The 14,610-nt window shown below is 36.1% G+C and carries 10 protein-coding genes; 4 read left to right on the plus strand and 6 right to left on the minus strand.

From position 1 onward, the window contains the following. Positions 1-26 precede the first annotated feature (26 nt). The 5 genes from DDD_RS01965 to gyrB all read right to left on the minus strand — a co-directional run bounded on the left by DDD_RS01965 (position 27) and on the right by gyrB (position 10,130). The gene (locus DDD_RS01965) at positions 27-2,702 is read right to left on the minus strand and encodes a T9SS type B sorting domain-containing protein (RefSeq protein ID WP_015361044.1); all 2,676 of its coding nucleotides are present in this window, start codon (positions 2,700-2,702) and stop codon (positions 27-29) included. 207 nt (positions 2,703-2,909) lie between these two features. Beyond that, positions 2,910-5,978: a protein translocase subunit SecDF gene (gene secDF, locus DDD_RS01970; protein ID WP_015361045.1), complete on the minus strand. Its 3,069-nt coding sequence runs from the start codon at positions 5,976-5,978 to the stop codon at positions 2,910-2,912. 167 nt (positions 5,979-6,145) lie between these two features. Beyond that, positions 6,146-6,748 carry a hypothetical protein gene (locus DDD_RS01975; RefSeq protein WP_015361046.1) on the minus strand — a complete coding sequence of 201 codons (603 nt, stop codon included), beginning with the start codon at positions 6,746-6,748 and terminating at the stop codon, positions 6,146-6,148. Positions 6,749-6,993: 245 nt separating this feature from the next. Next, positions 6,994-7,914, minus strand: a complete 921-nt coding sequence (mdh, locus tag DDD_RS01980; protein ID WP_015361047.1) for a malate dehydrogenase — start codon at positions 7,912-7,914, stop codon at positions 6,994-6,996. A gap of 278 nt (positions 7,915-8,192) precedes the next feature. Then, on the minus strand, positions 8,193-10,130 hold the full coding sequence (gyrB, locus tag DDD_RS01985; RefSeq protein WP_015361048.1) for a DNA topoisomerase (ATP-hydrolyzing) subunit B: 1,938 nt from the start codon (positions 10,128-10,130) through the stop codon (positions 8,193-8,195). Positions 10,131-10,300: 170 nt separating this feature from the next. Here gyrB and DDD_RS01990 point away from each other — a divergent pair, with 170 nt between their 5' ends. Continuing rightward, positions 10,301-10,849, plus strand: coding sequence for a DUF2911 domain-containing protein (locus DDD_RS01990; protein WP_015361049.1), 549 nt, complete (start codon positions 10,301-10,303; stop codon positions 10,847-10,849). A gap of 146 nt (positions 10,850-10,995) precedes the next feature. Here the strand turns inward: DDD_RS01990 and DDD_RS01995 are convergent, their stop codons facing one another. Further along, on the minus strand, positions 10,996-11,628 hold the full coding sequence (locus DDD_RS01995; RefSeq protein ID WP_041566850.1) for a 7-carboxy-7-deazaguanine synthase QueE: 633 nt from the start codon (positions 11,626-11,628) through the stop codon (positions 10,996-10,998). Positions 11,629-11,760: 132 nt separating this feature from the next. On the opposite strand from DDD_RS01995, the gene DDD_RS02000 reads away from it, so the two are divergent. The 3 genes from DDD_RS02000 (at position 11,761) to DDD_RS02010 (ending at position 14,605) form a co-directional block, all read left to right on the plus strand. After that, entirely contained in the window at positions 11,761-13,278 is a 1,518-nt protein-coding gene (locus tag DDD_RS02000) for a helicase HerA-like domain-containing protein (protein ID WP_015361051.1), read from the plus strand. Between the two features lie 190 nt (positions 13,279-13,468). Continuing rightward, a complete protein-coding gene (locus DDD_RS02005; RefSeq protein ID WP_041566851.1) occupies positions 13,469-13,990 on the plus strand; it encodes a hypothetical protein in 522 nt (173 codons plus the stop codon). Positions 13,991-14,056: 66 nt separating this feature from the next. Continuing rightward, complete coding sequence (locus tag DDD_RS02010) at positions 14,057-14,605, plus strand: hypothetical protein (RefSeq protein WP_015361053.1); 549 nt, start codon at positions 14,057-14,059, stop codon at positions 14,603-14,605. Positions 14,606-14,610 lie beyond the last annotated feature (5 nt).

Genomic DNA, 14,610 nt, shown 5'->3' on the forward strand with positions numbered 1-14,610 from the left:
TTTCGCGAAAGCGAGACTTACATCATTTAATAATTGATATACAACCAGCTAGCGATATCTTCTGTATCTGCATCATTGAACTTAATAACGTAGAAATAAGTTCCTACTGGTAAAAGTCCGTCTCCAGAATTTAATCCTGCGTTAGGAACTCCAGCAAACTCTACATAATTATTTGCTGTAGTTTCATAAACTACTGAACCTAACCTATTGAATACTTTCAATTCAAAATTTGCAAATTGATCTATTCCAGGTATAGAGAAAGTATCATTGATCATATCTCCGTTAGGAGAGAATCCTTCTGGTACTTCTACCTCACAAGTTTCTACTATGAAATTGAATGTAGATGTATTATAACAACCTGTAGTATTATCTACTAATCTCGCATAAATAGTACCACCTGAAACAATGGAAGTAGCTGAAAGCGCATTACTGCCACTGTCTGCATCTGATTGAGAAGTATGGTATGAAACAGAGTATCCAGCTGCTGGTAAACCATTCAAAATAACAGAGTCATTAACACTAAAGTCAAATGCTGTGGCCCCATCAATCGGTGATTCGTCACATTCAGTAACGTCTTGAGCAGTTCCTATTGCAGGTGGAGCATTAACTATCAAATCGAACGTACCAACGGTAAAACAATCAGGATCTTGAATATTTGATACTCTAACGAAGATTGTTTCTCCAGAGGAAGCATAAACATCTGGATTAAGTATGGCATTCATGTCGGTATCAGCATCTGCTTGAGAAGTAAAATAATCAACCCTAAACTCTGCAGAAGATTGAGAACCTAGAATAATTGCATCTTGAACAGTTAAATCAAAAACTGGAACAATTGTAGCATCGCTTGGATCTTCACATAATTCTAGATCTGGTGCAAAATTGTACTCTGCTGTGGAATACGTAATATTTAATTGTACCACGTTAAAACATCCTGTTGCGTTTTCCTCTACTCGTATAAAGACCGTTTCATCGGCGCTTACATCATAAGCTGCTGGAGTTGTTATTGCATTTGTTCCAGCATCTGCATTTGCAGCATCGTTGTAGGCTGTCACGTTATATTGAGTTGGATCCAGTCCATTTAATATCAAAGTGTTTTGAGATGTTAAATCTATCGTTGCAGCGCCAGAGGCTTGACAAATGATAAGATCATCTGGTGTTGCTGTTGCAACTTCAGGTGCTACATCAATACAAACTTGTTCTATATAAGTACATCCAAAACTATCTGTAAATTCAAAGTCATAACAATTTTGACCTGCTGTTGTAGGAGTCACTGTAATAACGTTCCCGTTTGTAGCAGTAATATCAGCGTTAGCTGCCCAGGCTTCTACTACTTCTCCAGGTTCATAACTTCCTGCTGTAGGAATAATTGCTGGGTTGAAGTTGATTCCCCATTCAAAAATATAACCGTTATCAATATTTAAGTTATCTACAATATCAAGACACCACAAACCATTTAACGGCGTACCTATAAAACTAGAAAAAGGATCTTCTGGAAGGTAATCACCTGCTGGCATTGGAGTACCAAAGTTCACAGCAGCTGTTGAATTATCTAGAGTTGCCGTTGCCGATCCACCTTCGGTAAAATTATACACAAAACCAACTCCTGGCGTAGTTGTTCCATCATCAAGAGCTTGGCCTAAAAACCTTCCACCACCAGAGTTTGGAAAAGTTAGAAATCTTACTTGCGTTCCATCTGGAGCTGTGAGTACAATGTCAAGATCTCCCATATAAGAGTGTTCCATATCGATAAAAACACTTACCAAATCTGAAGCGCTTTGGAATGTAGTTCCTACATTAAAACCAGAAACATCGATACACGTCTGATATGCTACACCACTTCCATCAGGAAGGAATGTTTGTCCTGTGATAGGTGGAGCTACATCGGCAAAAAACTCAACCGTTTCTACCATTCCTGTGATATCCGTAGATTCTCCAAAACATATAGAAGTATCTGCTGCCTGAGTTCCCGTAAAATCTGGAGTCGTAGACACTTGTATAAGAACATCACTCGATTCTCCGATTGATCGGTCTCGGCAACCTGTTGGATCCATTGCAATATAATCTACTCGATATATACCAGGTCCTGCATAAGTTTCTGAAGCGGTAGTTCCTGGAACGACTGTACCATCTGATAATAAAAACTCAAAAGTTGCGCCAGTAGCGTCATTACTAAAATTTGCACTACCAGTAAAGTTTACTGTTTCACCTTGACATATTCTGATTATTCCATCTACATCAGGTGCAGGTACAGAGACTACAGAGCTAGTAATAGTCTGACAGTTATCAATACAGGCAACCGTAGCTTCCCATCCAGTGCTCACGTTTGTAGAATCAGATCTGAATCTAAAAGTTAAACATCCAGAGGTGTTTCCAGCACTTGCAAGAATAATCCCTGGTGAATTAGAGCCTAAAAACACACCTGTTAAAGGGGCTGTTGTATCATCACCATCATAAACAAATAACAAATCTCCAGAAGCAAGATTGAAGGAGTTAAAAGAAATTTGCATATCATCTGTTGCAAATGGAGAACAAAATGTTATAACAGAATCTTCGCTATTAGTATAGTCGCCAGTCAAACCACCAGAATCTGTAAAACTTCCTGCACAGGTTGTTAATCGCCCATCTGCCATGGCAAATTCTTGGGCAGAGACAAATGCTGTAAAGAATAGTATGCTTAAACAGCTTAGTATTAGATTTTTCATAAGAGAATAATATTGCTTTTTGGATATAATTATTTGCAAAATAATGAATTCTATTAACTCATAATTAACTTTTCAAGTTTTCTATGAACGTTTTGTTCAACAAAGTCATTTTATCAGTTGAAATACATATTTACACGGTTAGTTGAAAATAAAAAAACCGCTTGACATAGCCAAGCGGTTTAATTTCTATTTGAGCTTTTAAAGCATTTATGCTTCTTTTTCCTCTTTTGGCTCTTTAGGTGTTAATTTTCCTTTTGATTTATTCATAGTGTCATACATTACTGGAGTAGCTATAAATACGGAAGAATATGTTCCTACAATTACACCTATAATTAAAGCAAGCATGAAACCTTTAATAGATTCTCCTCCAAAAATAAAGATAGCTAGTAATACGATTAAAGTAGTCAACGATGTATTTAAGGTACGAGAGATCGTACTACTTATTGCGCCGTTAACCGTTCTTGGGAAATCCCAGTTCGTTCTTTCATTAATAAATTCACGTATTCTATCAAATACTACCACGGTATCGTTAAGAGAGTAACCGATTACGGTTAATATAGCAGCAATAAACGCTTGGTCTATTTCCATATTAAATGGTAAGAATTTATATAATAATGAGAATGCTCCTAAAACAATTATAACATCATGGAAAACAGCAGCAACTGCACCAAGTGAGAATTGCCATTTACGGAAACGGACTAATATATATAAGAAGACAACGATCAATGAACCTAAAATAGCGTAAAGCGATCCAGTTAAAATATCATCTGCAATTGTTGCTCCTACTTGGAATGTTCGTCTAAGACCAAACTTCTTATTTTCATCGCTCACATCTATAAATTGAGTCTGAGTCATGTCAGCTGGTAAATAAGGCTTTAAAACTTTGTATAGTTTGTCTTCTATTTCTTGACTTACTTCACTATCATCTCTATTAATACCATATTTGGTACTGATTTTTAATTGATTGTCAGTACCATAAGTTTTAGCTTCAGCACTACCAAAGATATCATCAGCACTCAATTGCTTAGTAATCTCGGTTGCATTTACATCTTGAGCAAATCCTACTATTACAGTGCGTCCACCAGTAAAATCAATACCTAAGTTCAGTTTATTGATTGCAAGAGAGGCTAAACTACCAACAATCAAAACTGCTGATATCACATAAGCCATCTTTCTTTTACTCAAGAAATCGATATTCACATTTCTAAACCAATTTTTAGTTATCGCAGTAGAAAAAGCAATTGTCTTCCCATTACTTACATATCCATCTACAAACAACCTTGTGATAAAAATTGCTGTAAATAAAGAGGTAAGAATACCTATCATTAAAGTTGTTGCAAAACCTTGAATAGGTCCTGTTCCAAAAACGTAAAGTATAACTGCAGTTAAGAATGTGGTAACGTTTGCATCTATAATTGAGCTCAATGCATTATTGAAACCATCTTTAATACTATCAGCTTGTGATTTACCTTTTGCAATTTCTTCACGTATTCTTTCAAAAATAAGAACGTTTGCATCTACCGATATACCGATTGTTAAAACGATACCTGCAATACCAGGTAAGGTAAGAACCGCTTTTAAGGAAGCTAAGGCTCCAAAAATAAATAATATGTTAACTAGTAGGGCAACATCTGCATATAAACCAGCACGTCCATAATAAAAAATCATCCAGATTAAAACCAATAACAATGCAATACCAAATGACCATAATCCACTATCAATTGCTTCTTGTCCTAATGATGGTCCGATAACGTCGCTTTGAATGATCTCTGCTTTAGCAGGTAATTTACCAGCTCTTAATACAGTTGCAAGATCTTTTGCTTCATCGATAGTAAAGCTTCCTGAAATTTGTGTCTGTCCGCCAGAAATAGGTCCATTAGTTACTGTAGGTGCACTGTAAACCGTATTATCTAATACAACAGAAACTTGATTTTGGTTTTGATATGCTTCAGTAGTCATGTCTTCCCAGATCTTAGCGCCTTCACCATTCATAGACATGCTTACAACAGGAGCACCAGAATTACCGAACTGTTGACTTGCATCAGTAATTACTCCACCTGAAAGTGGTGCTTCATTTTGGGCATTTCCTTTTAAAGCATAAAGTTCAACAACTTCATATCCTAAAGTCTCTGCTAACACAGGTAAACCCCATGCAAACTTTACATTACGTAATTCTCCAGTTAACATTCCTCTTGTTTGAGGATCATTTAAATAAGAATCTATTAAATCTTTGTCACTTTCTTTAAAAGCCATGATACCACCTTGACCTTGAAAAGCTTGCACTCTGCCAAAAATTGGGTTATCATCAAAGTTTTCAACCGCATCTACATCTGTTGTTGCATCAGCTGTATCATCTTGATTCAATAAATCACCTAAGTCTGCTTCAGTAGAATCTTGTGCAACTTCAGCAAGTTCAGATACCTCATCACTTACAGTTTCTTCAGTCTCTTCAGCTGTATTTTCGGCAGCCAATTTATTTGCCCAATAAGTATTTGCTTGAGATAAATATGGAGAAACTTCCTGAGACTTATACACTTGCCAGAATTCTAACTGGGCCGCTTTTGTCAAGATATCCCTAATACGCTTCACATCAGTTTCTCCAGGTAATTCAATTAAAATACGTCCAGAAGTACCCAACTGTTGTAGGTTAGGTTGCGTAGTACCAAATTTATCAATACGCTTTCTCAGTACATCAAAAGCACTCGTCATATAATCTTTAAGCTCTTCTCTTAGAATTGCTTCCGTTTGCTCATTAGACATTTCAAATTCAATTCCTTTAGTTTGCATTTCTTGATTTGCAAAAATGTCTGGAGAAGCAAGCTCTGCACCTTCAATTTTATTGAATTCTTCAATAAAGTAGTTGAAATAGTCATCCTGTCCATCTTTGATACGCTCATCAGCAGCATCAAGCGCCGCGTTAAAAGCAGGATCATTAGAACCGTCTGCCATTCCAGTTAATAAGTCTCTTACAGAAACTTGAAGTATCACGTTGATACCACCTTTAAGGTCAAGTCCTTTTTTAAGTTCTTGACTTTTAGCGTCAGAATAGTTGGTAAAACCACCCCAAACATCTTGAGAGGCGATAGAGTCTAGGTAACGTTTTTCTGCAGCGCTTCTTAATGAAGCAGCGTTTTCTGCATCTTCATTTACCACGTTGCTTGCATAAGCACTTGCGTCGTCTTCTACTTTATTCGTTATGAATGTGTAGGTAAGCTGGTATATACTAGCTATTGCAAAAATGATCGCGAAAAAACGGATCAGTCCTTTATTTTGCATGATTTTGTTGTTTTTAAGTTAAATTTTAAAAGTCGGCAAATATGAGATTTACCATTGATATGGACAATCCATTTGTCCATAAATAATTAAGAATGTATTCTATTGTAGAACAGAACATAAGTTATCCACTTTAAAAAGAGCAGATAAAATATTTTTGAAGAATAAATTTAAGAAATGGGCCCAGCACGCACTTCTGGAATTTGAAAAGAAATTGCATTTAAACTAAGGTGAACCTCACTACTTACCCTACAAGTAGTTGCAAATAAGTAATCATGTTTATGTAAGGATGAAACCTGCAGAAATGAGAAATGAACTTGAGAACCTCGGCTAAAATCTTGTTTGATTTCAAAGTAAGATTTTCCGTCATCATCCATTCCAGAAGATAACTGCTCGTTTATCTCATAAATATCAATTTGATAATCTACCGCGTTCTCATCTGAAGGAATAGATTGATCTGATTCTTTGATTCTCAAATCATTGACTAGTTCTTCATCATCTGCAATGGTAAAAAGAGAGCTTTTTATATCATAAACAGGAAGTTCACTGTAATAGGTGATAATGAGTTGTTCATTCTCATTAATTACCACTACAATGTTCTCTGCTCCTAATTGCGTGAGCTGAGAAGTAATAAACGATTTGGTTTCTTGACTTTGGTGATCACTTAAAGAATCAAAAGAAACAACAATCTCTTGATTAGGTGCTTCTTTACTGTGCTGTTCAACAACAAATAAAGAAACTAATGCGATAAACGCACTTATGTACCATTTCATTTTCACGTGTCAAATATAAAGAATTAACCTTCTTTTATTCCTAACTGCTATGATTAATTACAGCAGGCTAATACACGATTTAAACAATTGGTTTTTAATCTTTTAATTTAAAATTGCTTTGATTCCGCTTTCGCGAAAGCGGAACATGTACAAACATCTCACATCGCAACTAGCTTATAAATGAAAAATAAAACATAAAAAAACCGCTCCAAAAAGAGCGGTCCTTACTATTATGAAAATTGATTTTAAATCAATTCATTAGTTTTCTTAACACCTTCAGCACTTTCTTTAAGAGCATCTTTCTCTGCATCACTGAGGTTAATTTCTACGATTTTCTCAATACCATTTCTACCCAAAACTACCGGTACACCTATGCAAAGATCAGAAAGTCCATACTCACCATCTAATAAAACACTACATGGGAAAATTTTCTTTTGGTCACAAGCTATCGCCTGCACTAAACCTGATACAGCAGCACCTGGCGCATACCATGCACTAGTTCCTAAAAGACCTGTAAGTGTTGCTCCACCTACTTTAGTATCTTGAAGTACTTGATCTAATCTTTCTTCAGATAAAAATTCACTTGCTGGTACAGAATTGCGAGTTGCAAGACGAGTTAATGGCACCATTCCTTTATCAGAATGTCCACCTATTACCATTCCATCAACGTCAGAAATAGGCGCTTCAAGAGCTTCAGCTAGACGGTATTTAAAACGAGCACTATCTAAAGCACCACCCATTCCTATAATACGATTTTTAGGAAGTCCGGTTACTTTATGAGCAAGGTAAGTCATCGTATCCATAGGATTTGAAACTACGATCAAAATCACATCTGGAGAGTGTTTTACAAGACTTTCTGAAACAGACTTTACGATACCTGCATTGATACCTATTAATTCTTCACGAGTCATTCCTGGCTTACGCGGTATTCCCGATGTAATAACAGCGATATCGCTACCAGCAGTTTTTGAGTAATCATTTGTTGCTCCAGTGATTTTAGTATCAAAACCATTTAATGATGCAGTTTGCATTAAATCCATTGCTTTACCTTCGGCAAAACCTTCTTTGATATCTAGCAATACGACTTCACTTGCAAAATCTTTAATTGCAATGTACTCTGCACAACTAGCGCCTACTGCGCCTGCTCCTACTACGGTAACTTTCATGTTATTATCTTTTTAAATTGAGTGTTAATTAGAGTCTTTTAAGACATCCCCAAAAATAAAGCAAAAGAGCTATTATTTAACATAAATTATACTTAAAACTAAGACGATGCTACTTAAAAATAAATTTATGTAATCAACGCTTTGTATCAATTAAACTAAGAGTGTTGAGCTTGTTACTTAAGGTAATTAATAATTAACCAGTTTATTATATCGAATCAATCACTACTAAAAAAGCCCTTGATTTCTCAAGGGCTTTTCTATGGAATATAACTTATTAATTATGCATCAATATTTGCATAAATAGCATTCTTCTCAATAAACTCTCTACGTGGCGGCACTTCATCACCCATTAACATAGAGAATACACGGTCTGCCTCAGCTGGGCTTTCTATACTAATTTGTCTCAAAGTCCTAAACTCTGGATTCATAGTAGTGTCCCATAATTGGTCTGCATTCATTTCACCAAGTCCTTTATATCGTTGTATAGCTGCTCCACCACCAAAGTTATCGGCAATCTCATCACGTTCTTTGTCAGACCAAGCGTAACGTTTTTTAGCACCTTTCTTTACTAGGTAAAGCGGCGGTGTGGCGATATAAATGTACCCAGCTTCTACAAGCTCCTTCATGTATCTAAAGAAGAAAGTAAGAATCAACGTAGCAATGTGCGAACCATCAATATCTGCATCACACATAATAACGATTTTATGGTAACGTAGTTTATCTAGGTTCAATGCTTTAGAATCTTCTTCTGTACCTATAGTTACACCTAGTGCCGTATAAATATTACGTATTTCTTCATTTTCAAAAACCTTGTGCTGCATAGCTTTTTCCACATTAAGAATTTTACCTCTTAATGGGAGAATAGCTTGAAACTCACGATCACGACCTTGCTTTGCCGTTCCACCTGCTGAATCTCCCTCAACTAGGAATACTTCGCACAATGTTGGGTCAGTTTCAGAACAGTCTGAGAGTTTCCCTGGTAATCCACCTCCGCTCATCACTGTCTTACGTTGTACCATTTCACGAGCTTTGCGAGCAGCGTGACGTGCTGTAGCAGCAAGTATTACTTTTTGAACTATCGTCTTAGCATCATTAGGATGCTCTTCAAGATAATCTTCTAGCATTTGAGAAACAGCTTGAGAAACAGCACTAGTTACCTCACGGTTTCCTAGTTTAGTTTTAGTCTGTCCTTCAAATTGTGGCTCTTGAACTTTTACAGAGATAATCGCAGTTAATCCTTCACGGAAATCATCTCCAGAAACATCGAATTTTAATTTATCTAATAATCCTGAACCGTCGGCATACTTCTTCAAAGTAGAAGTTAATCCACGACGGAAACCAGCCAGATGCGTTCCTCCTTCATGTGTATTAATGTTATTCACATAAGAATGTAGGTTTTCTGAATAACTGTCGTTATAAATCATCGCTACCTCAACTGGAATACCATTTTTCTCTCCTTCCATTGCGATAACATCCTCAATAATTGGGCTACGAGTATCGTCTAAAAAGCGTATAAATTCTTTTAAACCTTCTTCAGATTGAAATACTTCTGTAATATTATTTCCTTCTTCGTCTTGATGTCTAGCATCAGTTAAGATGATTTTAATTCCTTTGTTCAAGAAAGAAAGCTCACGCAATCTATTTGCTAGTGTCTCGTAATTGTATTCTATGGTTTGCTTAAAAATAGAACGGTCAGGAGTAAAAGTTACATCTGTACCTCTTTTATCAGTATCGCCTATGGCTCTTACTGGGTACATTGCCTTACCTCGTTCATATTCTTGCTCCCATATTTTGCCATCACGATAAACGGTTGCTTTTAAATGGTCTGATAGTGCATTTACACAACTTACACCTACACCATGAAGACCACCAGAAACTTTATAAGAATCCTTATCAAACTTTCCACCAGCACCGATCTTGGTCATTACTACTTGTAAAGCAGACACTCCTTCTTTCTTATGGATATCTACAGGAATACCACGACCATCGTCAGTTACCGTTATACTATTATCTTTATTAATAATAACAGTGATATTATCACAATGTCCTGCAAGGGCTTCGTCTATGGAATTATCTACAACCTCATATACTAAGTGGTGTAAACCTCTTATTCCTACATCACCGATATACATGGATGGACGCATGCGCACGTGCTCCATTCCTTCCAGCGCTTGTATTTGATCTGCGCCGTAATTTCCTTTATTTTCTTCGCTCATAAATGTGTATGATTTGTACTCTACTATAGGTAATACACAAAGATAAGAAACCACTAATGTTTATAGGCGTTTAGCTTAAAAATACGCCTTGAAGTTATTAACAAATTATTAATAGGCAGCTGGCATTAATATTGCTTATTTTAACTCTTAATCTCAAACATCACAATACCATGAAAAACATACTTTTAATTTTCCTTACATTTTTCTCATTTACTGCCGTTTTTGCCCAAGATGAAGACGCGCTTTCCTTTTCAGAATTAGATAAAAGCCCGCTAGATGTAGTCATGTATCGTGATGCAAATCAAACTGCTGTAGCTCGTGTTATTTACAGCCGCCCTTCTAAAAGAGATCGAGAAATCTTTGGCAAATTAGTACCCTACGATGAATTATGGAGAACTGGTGCTAATGAAGCTACTGAAATTGCATTTTACCGAGATGTTATTATTAACGATCAACTCATAAAAGCTGGCAGCTATTCCATTTATACTATTCCTGGTAGAGATCAGTGGAGTTTTATACTCAATACTGCGACTACTCAATCAGGTACTGAGCATGATCCTAAAAAAGATATCCTAACCTGTCCTATGGAAACTATTCCTTCACCACAAGAGATAGAATCTTTTTCTATCAGTTTCTTAGAGCAAAATAACGGTGCTATACTTTTTCTAGGTTGGGATGAAACTATCGCTAGCCTAGAATTTAAAATCGCAGGTTCTTAAGAATAGAATTTGTAAAGTAGTCTTTTCACTTTCGCGAAAGCGAGAATACAAAAATCATTGAGATATCATTTCAGCGATTACGCTTTTCAATAGAATTACCTATCGAATTTCATATACCAAAAACTCATTGCGCATGCGATGAACAGTTATGGAATATTTAAATATTTATGCGTTTGTAAAGACACCTGCCATTCTGGATTTTGCATTACAAACTCTGTGATTAGTGGAATCATCTTTTCTCTCACCGACCATTCTGGTTGTAAAAACAGCTTGCATTGTGAAGATACTTTTTCAGATTCCGCTTTCGCGAAAGCGAGATCATGACGATTATAAACGATTACTTTTAACTCGTGTGCTGCTTCATAAACCTCTTGCAGTGGCATTTTTGCCTTCTTAGGAGATAAACAAATCCAGTCCCACTGGCCAGTTAATGGATAGGCACCGCTGGTCTCAATATGCACGTCTAAGCCTGCATCTTTAAGTCCAGAAGTTAACGGCTCCATATTCCAAGTAAGCGGCTCGCCACCAGTAACCACTATCGTCTTGCTATATTTTGCAGCGTTAGAGACAATGTGATCTACACTTGTAGGTGGATGCTTTTCTGGCGCCCAGCTTTCCTTTACATCACACCAGTGGCAACCTACATCACAACCACCTACTCTAATAAAGTAAGCAGCACGACCTGTGTGAAAACCTTCACCTTGAATCGTGTAAAACTCTTCCATTAATGGTAACATCGTACCTTTTTCTACTTGTTGCTGTATCTTTTTCTCTAGCATGCCGCAAAGATACGTTTTAGCAATTGTTTTCATTATTCTAGAGTGTTTTAAATTGTTGAGGAGCCTTAAAACGATGTAGTTTTTCAAATACGTTTTCAATCACGTATTTTTGTCTCTAACAAAATCCCTACAATGTCTCAACAAGAAGATTTTTTCAAATACATTACAGAAGGTTACAACCCTAAAGGCGACTCCATAATCATGGGTGCTGCCATGCTTGATGGAGAAACATTAACAAACGCTCATGTAAAGATTCCTTTGAAAACTATGAATCGTCATGGCTTAATCGCTGGAGCAACTGGTACAGGGAAAACCAAAACGCTACAAATCATCGCAGAGCAACTTTCACAACAAGGTGTCCCAACTTTATTAATGGACATTAAAGGTGATCTATCTGGAATTGCAGCAGAAAGCCCTGGACATGAAAAAATAGATGAGCGTCATGAGAAGATAGGCCTAGAATTCAAGAAGAGAAAATCACCAGTAGAGATCATGACCATCTCTGAGCAAGATGGTATTAAAATGAGAGCTACTGTTAGCGAATTTGGACCAGTACTTCTTTCACGTATTCTAGATGTGACAGAAACTCAAGCTGGAATCATCTCTGTAGTATTTAAATATTGTGACGACAATAAATTACCTCTTTTGGATCTTGAAGATCTTAAAAAGGTATTGCATTATGCAACCGGAGTAGGAAAAGAAGAATTTCAAGCAGAATATGGTCGTATTTCCACCTCTTCTACTGGAGCGATTCTTAGAAAGTTGATCGAACTAGAACAACAAGGAGCGCAGCGCTTTTTTGGTGAGCGTAGTTTTGAGGTGCAAGATTTAGTACGCAAAGATAAAAATGGTCACGGTTACGTAAATGTGATACGTCTTACCGACATTCAAGATAGACCAAAATTATTTTCAACGTTTATGCTAAGCCTGCTTGCAGAGATCTATTCTACATTTCCTGAACAAGGTGATAGCGACAAGCCAGAACTAATTTTATTTATAGATGAAGCGCATTTAATATTTGATAATGCGAGTAAAGCATTATTAGATCAAATTGAAAGCATCGTAAAGTTGATACGCTCAAAAGGAATAGGATTGTATTTTGTCACTCAAAACCCTACCGATATACCAGATGGCGTGTTAAGCCAGCTAGGTTTAAAAGTACAACACGCATTAAGAGCTTTTACTGCTAAAGATAGAAAAGCGATTAAACTTACCGCTCAAAATTATCCTGAAACCGATTACTACAATACTGCCGAAGTACTGACTTCACTAGGAATAGGTGAAGCTTTAATAAGCGCGCTAGATGAAAAAGGAAGACCAAGCCCGCTAGCAGCAACATTATTAAGAGCTCCAGAAAGTAGAATGGATATTCTTACCGATCGAGAATTGAGTGACCTTATTGCTGACTCAGAACTGACTGATAAATACAATGAGGAAATCAATAGAGAAAGTGCAGAGGAAATGCTGCAAGAAAAAATTGAAAAAGCAAATGAAGAAGAAATAAAGGAAAAAGCCGCAAAAGAAAAGGCTAAAACAACACGATCTTCTAATTCAAGAACAAGTACGAGACAAAATCCAATCATAAAGGTTCTCACGAGCGCTTCTTTCATTAGAGGAGTTATGGGTATTTTAGGTAAGGCGTTTAAATAAACCTTTATTGAGACAAAAGATCGCTATCGCTCAAAGACAAAAGATGAAAGACTATTTCAACAATGTGCTCGTAAAGTTCCTATTAATGATATGTCTATCAATTTTAGTGAATTCTTGTGTCTCAAATTCTATTGTTGTTGGGTTGTACGGTAAATGTCCAGATGGATATTTCGCTTGCAATCAGATTGAATTGAAAAAAGATCAAACCTTTGAATACTATCAATTCATGGATGTTGGTGGTGCGTCTGTTATTAAGGGAACTTGGAAGAAATCTTCTGAAAATTTGGTCATTTTAAATTCTTATGATCAACCTGTTAATTCAAAAACTACATTAATTGGCAGACACAATCCAAATTTTAAGGAAAAGGAAATTCAAATTCAGATAAATGATAAAAGCGAACCTTTCAGTTTTGCATTTGTTTCTTTAAACAACGGAGAATACTATGGAAATGCTGATCAAGATGGAATAATTAACTTTGAAATTAAGGAAAGATTGCGCTCCATAACATTTCAGTTCTTAACCTACAAAGAAACCATTAATATTGAAAATTTAGATTTCAATGAATTTGTTATCAATCTAAAAGATGTGCCTGAGAGTAGTCGTAGAAATTATTTTATAAATGAAAAGGTGATAATCAAATCAAGAAAATTAACGATAGATTCACTTTATACATTGAAAAAAACAAAAGCGAAGAATAAACGCAGGGATTAAAATTATTTCCCAAAAACTAGTAATAGTTAGTAGAGCAATTGTAATTTTACACATTTAAACAAGAACATGAAAAAAGTAATCGCAGTAGTTGCATTAATAGTAGTTTTAGCAAGTTGTACCAAACAACAAGATCCGTTTGAATGGAATAAAGATCGTGTGGGCTACTTGACAAAAGGAATGCAAGTTCATCAGCTGGACAGTATTTATGCAAACGACAGTATTGTAAGATCAGTAAAAGGTGATGAATTCAGTAATGGAGCAAACCTAATCCAGATTTATGAAAAAGGTGGTGCTCACTTGTTAACTCTTACTCCTAGTGAAGCTTTAGATAGCACTGCCACTATAGAAAACATCATCATACGCGATGAGAGATATACTACTCTTGAAGGAATTACCAAGAACAGTACCTATAAAGAAATAAGCACGGCTTATAAAGTGAGTAGCGTAGATAACATGATTGATGATGCTGTGATCTGGGTTAATGATCAAAATTTTTATTTCTCTATTTCAAAGGACAATTTACCAACTGATGTAAAATTTGACATCAGTGCAAAAATCGAGAAAACCATGATTCCTGGAGATACAAAACCACAATATATGTTTGTATCCTGGTAAGAACC

It is taken from the genome of Nonlabens dokdonensis DSW-6 (assembly GCF_000332115.1).
GTDB classification, from domain to species: Bacteria; Bacteroidota; Bacteroidia; order Flavobacteriales; family Flavobacteriaceae; genus Nonlabens; species Nonlabens dokdonensis.

Coding starts and splice junctions, on each gene's coding strand:
- DDD_RS02010 (WP_015361053.1), top strand. CDS start 14,057: ATGAAAAAAGTAATCGCAGTAGTTGCATTAATAGTAGTTTTAGCAAGT.
- mdh (WP_015361047.1), bottom strand. CDS start 7,914: ATGAAAGTTACCGTAGTAGGAGCAGGCGCAGTAGGCGCTAGTTGTGCA.
- DDD_RS02000 (WP_015361051.1), top strand. CDS start 11,761: ATGTCTCAACAAGAAGATTTTTTCAAATACATTACAGAAGGTTACAAC.
- DDD_RS01965 (WP_015361044.1), bottom strand. CDS start 2,702: ATGAAAAATCTAATACTAAGCTGTTTAAGCATACTATTCTTTACAGCA.
- DDD_RS01990 (WP_015361049.1), top strand. CDS start 10,301: ATGAAAAACATACTTTTAATTTTCCTTACATTTTTCTCATTTACTGCC.
- gyrB (WP_015361048.1), bottom strand. CDS start 10,130: ATGAGCGAAGAAAATAAAGGAAATTACGGCGCAGATCAAATACAAGCG.
- DDD_RS01995 (WP_041566850.1), bottom strand. CDS start 11,628: ATGCTAGAGAAAAAGATACAGCAACAAGTAGAAAAAGGTACGATGTTA.
- DDD_RS01975 (WP_015361046.1), bottom strand. CDS start 6,748: ATGAAATGGTACATAAGTGCGTTTATCGCATTAGTTTCTTTATTTGTT.
- secDF (WP_015361045.1), bottom strand. CDS start 5,978: ATGCAAAATAAAGGACTGATCCGTTTTTTCGCGATCATTTTTGCAATA.